This window comes from Tepidibacter mesophilus, assembly GCF_002724055.1.
Lineage (GTDB): Bacteria > Bacillota > Clostridia > Peptostreptococcales > Peptostreptococcaceae > Tepidibacter_A > Tepidibacter_A mesophilus.
Map to the genome: position 1 here is coordinate 47,770 of NZ_BDQY01000024.1, position 6,742 is coordinate 54,511.

General features: G+C 26.8%; 4 protein-coding genes. All 4 read left to right on the plus strand.

The features are described 5' to 3' along the window. The first annotated feature begins 32 nt into the window (after positions 1 to 32). Genes Tmeso_RS13190 through brxL form a run of 4 tightly spaced genes read left to right on the plus strand, consistent with a single transcriptional unit; the run spans position 33 to position 6,534 of the window. On the plus strand, positions 33 to 1,328 hold the full coding sequence (locus Tmeso_RS13190) for an AAA family ATPase (RefSeq protein WP_099191962.1): 1,296 nt from the start codon (positions 33 to 35) through the stop codon (positions 1,326 to 1,328). Next, positions 1,321 to 1,893, plus strand: a complete 573-nt coding sequence (locus tag Tmeso_RS13195; RefSeq protein WP_099191964.1) for a hypothetical protein — start codon at positions 1,321 to 1,323, stop codon at positions 1,891 to 1,893. Before Tmeso_RS13190 ends, Tmeso_RS13195 begins: the two co-directional genes overlap by 8 nt. Next, positions 1,844 to 4,465: a BREX-1 system phosphatase PglZ type A gene (gene pglZ / locus Tmeso_RS13200; RefSeq protein WP_242967930.1), complete on the plus strand. Its 2,622-nt coding sequence runs from the start codon at positions 1,844 to 1,846 to the stop codon at positions 4,463 to 4,465. Before Tmeso_RS13195 ends, pglZ begins: the two co-directional genes overlap by 50 nt. Positions 4,466 to 4,485: 20 nt before the next feature. After that, complete coding sequence (gene brxL, locus Tmeso_RS13205) at positions 4,486 to 6,534, plus strand: protease Lon-related BREX system protein BrxL (RefSeq protein ID WP_330400359.1); 2,049 nt, start codon at positions 4,486 to 4,488, stop codon at positions 6,532 to 6,534. The last annotated feature ends 208 nt before the right edge of the window (positions 6,535 to 6,742 follow it).

The window sequence follows — 6,742 nt, forward strand, 5'->3', positions numbered from 1 at the left end:
GTTAGAAGTTATTATAAGAAAGAAGGGATAACGTGAAGCAAAGATGGAGTCTTTATGTTGAAGATTTTGGTAAAATACAAAAGGCTGAAATCGAAGTAAGTCCTTTGATGATTTTTTTAGGTGATAATAATAGTGGTAAAAGTTATCTTATGAGTTTATTATGGGGACTGATTAATAAAAGTTATACATTATTAATTGATGGTAATGATGTTGACTTTTTTTCATATAAACAATGTGAGAAGTGGTTACATTCATTAGATAATAGAAAAGATGTGCTTATAGATAACCATGTTAAGCAAATGATAGTATCTTGGTTTAATGAAATTCTTGATAAAAATAAAGAAGATTTAAGTGAAAATATTTTTAATAAATATGTAGAAATAGGAAATATAAATTTAAGATTAATTGAGGGCGAAGATTTTAAGGTTAATCTAGATCATTTAGAAGGAATATACAATAAAGGACAAATGAGTATATTTGATTTGGTAGAAAAAGACAAAAATATAATATTGGCTAATCTATGTTACTACGTATTATTTAGTGATTATAAGAAACTTGCAACTAATGTAGAAGAGCCATTATTTTTACCAGCATCAAGAACAGGATTTATGTTAACTTATAAAACTTTGCTTAAAGAAAGTGTAAGAAGTAGTTTTGGGAATGAAAAAAGTGATAGAAGCAAATTCACAACACCTATTATTAATTTTTTAAATAGGTTTGTAAATTTAGATGTAGATGCAAATAAAGAATATCTTGATGCTGTAAAATTTATTGAAAAAGAATTAATTAAAGGTAGAATCGTAAAGGATGAATCACCAGTAAAGAATATTTATTATAAGCCAAGTAATTTAAATGATAACTTACCTTTATATTTAACCTCATCACTTGTAACAGAAGTAACGCCGTTAATATTATTTTTAAGTGATGCTAATAGCTATTTTAAGACACTAGTTATAGAAGAGCCTGAGGCACATTTGCATTTAAAAGCACAAATTATTATGGCCAGGGTAGTAGCAATGCTTATAAATCAAGGCACTAATGTTTGGCTTACTACTCATAGTGATACATTTTTTCAACAAATAAATAATCTAATAAAATTAAATGCTCATAATAATAAAGAGGAATTGTTAAAAGAATTTGGATTCACTGAAAATGAATGCTTAGATGTTGATGATATAAGAGTTTATGAATTCGATATTGAAAATGATAAAACAAAAGTAATTGAATTGCAAGGAAGCGAAACTGGTTTTCCATCTCCAACTTTTAATGAAGTTATTTACAAACTTACTAATGAAGTAATGACTTTGGAGGAAGGGGAAGATGATTAATCTAAATTTTGATGATAGATTGAATTTGTTGAATTTAAGCAATAAGGTGGTTGTATCTTCAGACGAATTTATAATTGAAGAAAAAGAAAAAAGTGGAAAATCAAAACTTAAATGTAAAGTAAGTGATTATACTGTTGCTTTCTTGAATGCAGATAAGTATATATTTGAATATCTAAAGGATAGAAAATGTGCGGATGCTATTATACTTCAAAGAAATGATAAAGGATTATGGAAAGTTAAGATAATAGAATTTAAGAAAACTATAAATATTAGAACACTATCAAAATCATTGAAACAATTTAAAGGTGCAGTTTCAAATGTTCTTGCTATTTCGGGATTACTAGGTATTGAAAGTTTTGAGAATATAGAATTTTATAGTGCATTTAGAGAAGAAAAAATATCAAACATTAAAAATGAAAATTCTGTTATTTTAAAAAATGTAGAAAATATGAGATTGATAAAACAATGGGAAGATGGAATTGTTAAGTTTGATTTTCTAAATTCTAATGCGGTATATGGAAAGATTTATCTTAATGATAATGGGGACGGAGAAATTTTATTCTAATGAAGCAGGTGAAGTAATGGAACTAAATGAAATACAAAAAGTACTAAATGAAAATTTAAATAAAGAATTATCTGATGGAAAAAAGAGAAATATAGTGTTTTGGTATGATGAAGATGGTGAATTTATAGAGGAAATAGATGAAATAAATTTAGATAATGCAAAAATGCTAAAGCTTAATGACAATAACAGCTTTTTTATAAAGTATCAACTTGAAAAAGTTGATACTACTTCAAATTATCTTATATATTCATCAATACCAAAGCCATCACCAAGAGAAAACTTCTTACTTGATATACTAAAATACAGCAGTGAATTTTCTACAGATAAAACTACAGTTATAATGAGAAATCTAGGAGTTAAAGACTTTTCTCTTAAAGATGTATTTAAAAAGTATATGAAGTTTTTTAATAATAAAGAAAGATATAAAAAGTTTGCTTCTTATAATATAGAAGATTATACAGAAGAGAAAATAGATATGGCAATTCTTTGTGCCTTATGCAAACTACCTATAATTGATTTTGAATTAATAGTTAAGACTTTAATTAAAGAAGAATTAAATGAAGAAAATAGATATTTGAAAAATATAGAGAAGCATGGGGATTTAAATTCAGTTTGGAAACTAGCTGAAAATAAATATGGATATACATTAGAAGAAAAAACTTTAGAAAATCTTATAATTATGTTTATGATAACTAATCTAAACTATAATTTAGAAGTTAAAATTCCAAGCACTTGGGAAAAGTATATATCTAAAAATGAAGCAAATTCTATAGTGTTTATGAGTCATTTTATGAACAATGCAACTGATAAAGAGTATTTTGATAAAATATCATATGATATTCAGTCAAAACTTAATATAAAAGAATATTTAAATAAGCTGGACATAGAAAGTTATATTGATTGTGATACATTCAAAATATTTGATGAAGAAATAATTTCAAAATTAATAGAAAATCTTCTTGAAAATGTAGGAGAGTTTGAAAAATATAGAAAAATAATAAATCATAGAAAAGCTACTCGTTGGTTTAAAGATTTCGAAGAAGAATATGAAGCTATATATTATGCCATGGAAATTCTTCGTATGGAAAAAGAGCTAGAGAAAACTATTAAGGGTAGTAATGCTTATGAAATGATAGAAAACTATACTACTAATTATTATTTATTAGATATGTTTTATAGAAAGTTCTATACAGCTTATAATCAAATAGATAACAAGGATAATTTTATTAGTTTATCTGAAAAAGTAGAGCATACATATGCACATTGGTATTTAGATGAATTATCAATTAAGTGGTCTAGAATGATAGAAGATGAACTTATAAATGATTGGAATGTAAGAGGATTAATATCACAAAGGGATTTTTATAACAGATTTATATCAAAGCATATAAATAAGGATGAAAGAGTATTTGTAATAATTTCAGATGCATTTAGATATGAAGCTGCAAAAGAGTTTAGTGATATTTTAAGTACACAAAGAAGAGGAACTACAGAAATTAGTTTTATGCAGGGGGTAATTCCTTCTTATACAAAGCTTGGCATGGCAAGTTTGCTTCCTAATAAAGAAATTGAGATAAATGATAAAGGTGATATTTACGTAGATAAAATAAATACTCAAGGAACAGAAAATAGACAAAAAATTCTTTTAAGTTATTGTAAGGAATCAATTGCAGTTCAATATGATGATATAAAAGATATGAAAAGAGATGGATATAAAGAGTTATTTGAAGGTAAAAAGCTAGTTTATATTTATCATAATAAAATAGATGCTAGAGGAGACCATGGCTCAACTGAAGATGAAGTTTTTGATGCTGCCCAGAAAACTTTTGAAGATCTAAATAATATTATTAAAAACCTAGTTAACAATGTAAGTGCAACTAATATTTATATAACAGCTGACCATGGCTTTATATATAGAAAATCAGAGCTTAATGAAAGTGATAAAATACCTAAAGAAAAAATAAATTCTATACATGAAAATAAAAGATTTATATTAACTAAAGATAGTGAAAATATTTATGGCACACTAAGTATCTCTATGGATTATATATTAGGTGAAAATAGCGGTGTAAAAGCAATTGTTCCAAGAGGAGAAAATAGATTTAAAGTACAAGGTACAGGAGCTAATTATGTACACGGGGGTACATCTTTACAAGAAATTATAATACCAGTTGTTAAATTTAAGAATATGAGAGATGATAAGTTTAAAGCTAAGAAGGTTGAAGTAAAACTTACAAATATATCAAGAAAGATTACTAATAGAATTACACGTTTAGAGTTTTTCCAAACAGAGAAAGTAGAAGATAAAAAGCTATCTTTAAACTTAAAAGCTTATTTTGTTGATGAAGAAGGAAATAGAATTTCAAATGAGAATATTATTATAGCTGATAGTAGGTCATCTGATCCAAATGAGCGTACATTCAAAGAAAAGTTTACTTTAAAAGATATTCCTTATAATAAAACTAAAAAATATTATTTAATACTTGAAGATGAAAATGAAACAGTAGAAAAAATATATGAAAAAATTCCATTTATAATTGACTTAATAATTACTAATGATTTTGGTTTTTAATATGAGAAGTAGGTGAGATTGTGGAAGGTATAGATATAGAGATGAGTTTAAATGAAAAACTTAATAATTTTTTTGCGGGAAGAGTTGTTCGTAAAGATTTAACTAAAAAAATAAAAGAAGGAGCAAATGTCCCTGTATATGTTTTAGAATACTTACTTGGAATGTATTGTGCAACAGATGATGCGGATAGCATTAATGAGGGAGTAGAAAAAGTAAAAAATATTCTTGCTGATAATTTTGTAAGACCCGATGAAGCAGAAAAAATAAAATCTAAGATTAGAGAATTGGGTCAATATACAGTAATAGATAAAATAAATGTAAAACTTAATGAAAAAAAGGATATATACGAAGCTGAGTTTTCTAACTTAGGTTTAAAAGGTGTAGAAATAGCACCTCATCATGTAAAGGATTATGAAAAACTATTAGCTGGTGGAATATGGTGTATATTAAAGATGGATTACTATTTTGATGAAGAAGTAAAAGATGTAAGCCCTTTTAATATATCAAGCTTAACTCCTATACAAATGCCTAATCTAGATTTAGAAGAAATTTTCAATGGAAGAAAGAGTTTTACTAAAGATGAATGGATAAATGTTTTATTAAAATCTGTTGGTATGGAACCAGCAAATATTGATGAAAATGTAAAGTGGCATTTACTTGCTCGTATTATTCCTCTAGTTGAGAATAACTATAATATGTGTGAGCTTGGTCCAAGAGGAACAGGTAAATCTCATATATATAAAGAAATTTCTCCAAATTCAATACTTGTTTCAGGTGGACAAACTACTGTTGCGAACCTATTTTATAATATGTCTAGTAAAAAAATTGGACTTGTTGGTATGTGGGATACAGTAGCATTTGATGAAGTTGCTGGTATTACTTTTAAAGATAAAGATGGAATTCAAATTATGAAAGATTATATGGCATCAGGATCTTTTGCAAGAGGAAGAGAAGAAAAGAATGCTTCAGCTTCTATGGTGTTTGTTGGAAATATAAATCAAAGTGTAGATGTATTATTAAAGACATCTCATTTATTTGATCCATTTCCAGCTGCCATGGCTTATGATAGTGCTTTCTTTGATAGAATGCATTATTATATTCCAGGATGGGAGATTCCTAAGTTTAGGCCAGAATTTTTTACTAATGAATATGGATTTATTACAGACTATATAGCAGAATTTTTTAGAGAAATGAGAAAAAGATCATTTTCAGATTCTATAGATAAATACTTTAAGTTAGGAAATAACTTAAATCAAAGAGATGTAATAGCTGTTAGAAAAACTGTATCAGGACTTGTAAAATTAATTTATCCAAATGGAGAATTTACAAAAGAAGACATAGAAGAAATATTAAAATACGCTTTGATTGGAAGAAGAAGAGTTAAAGAGCAGCTTAAAAAGATTGGTGGAATGGAATTTTATGATGTTCAATTCTCTTATATAGATAATGAAAATTTAGAAGAAAACTTTGTTTCTGTACCAGAACAAGGAGGATCTAAGATAATTCCTGAAGGTATGAATAAATCTGGCCATATATATACTGTTGCTAGAGGAAAATCAGGAATGATTGGAGCTTATAAAGTTGAAACAGAAGTAGTAAATGGTTCAGGTAAATTTGAAAGAACAGGTCTTGCTTCTGATAGAGATGCAAAAGAAAGTATTACTACAGCATTCAATTATTTTAAGGCAAATAGTAAAAATATAAGTGGAACTATAAGTGTTAAGACAAAGGATTTTATGATGCATATACAAGATATTCATGGAATAGGACTTACAAGTGAATTGTCTTTATCTGCATTTATAGCATTATGTTCAGGATCAATGAATAGATCTATTCAAAGTCAAATGGTTATTTTAGGATCAATGAGTATTGGTGGAACTGTAAATAAAGTAGAAGAATTAGCAAATGTACTTCAAGTATGCTTTGATGCAGGAGCTAAAAAAATACTACTTCCTATGGCATCAGCTGTAGATATACCAACAGTACCACCTGAATTATTTGCTAAATTTCAAACATCTTTTTACCAAAGCCCAGAAGATGCTGTATTTAAGGCATTAGGTGCAGAGTGAAAATTAGTATATTTATAAAAAGCAAGTAGATATAATTTAATATCTTACTTGCTTTTTTATTTTTGATATTAAAGGATTTCAACACCACTTTACAAGAAAATCTAACTTGCTAAATCTTCTATATTAATATATCTACATAGGTATGGAATGCGAGATAGATTTTTCTTGATTTGCTGTATTTTCAACAACTTGCTAAAAAATAGTTCTT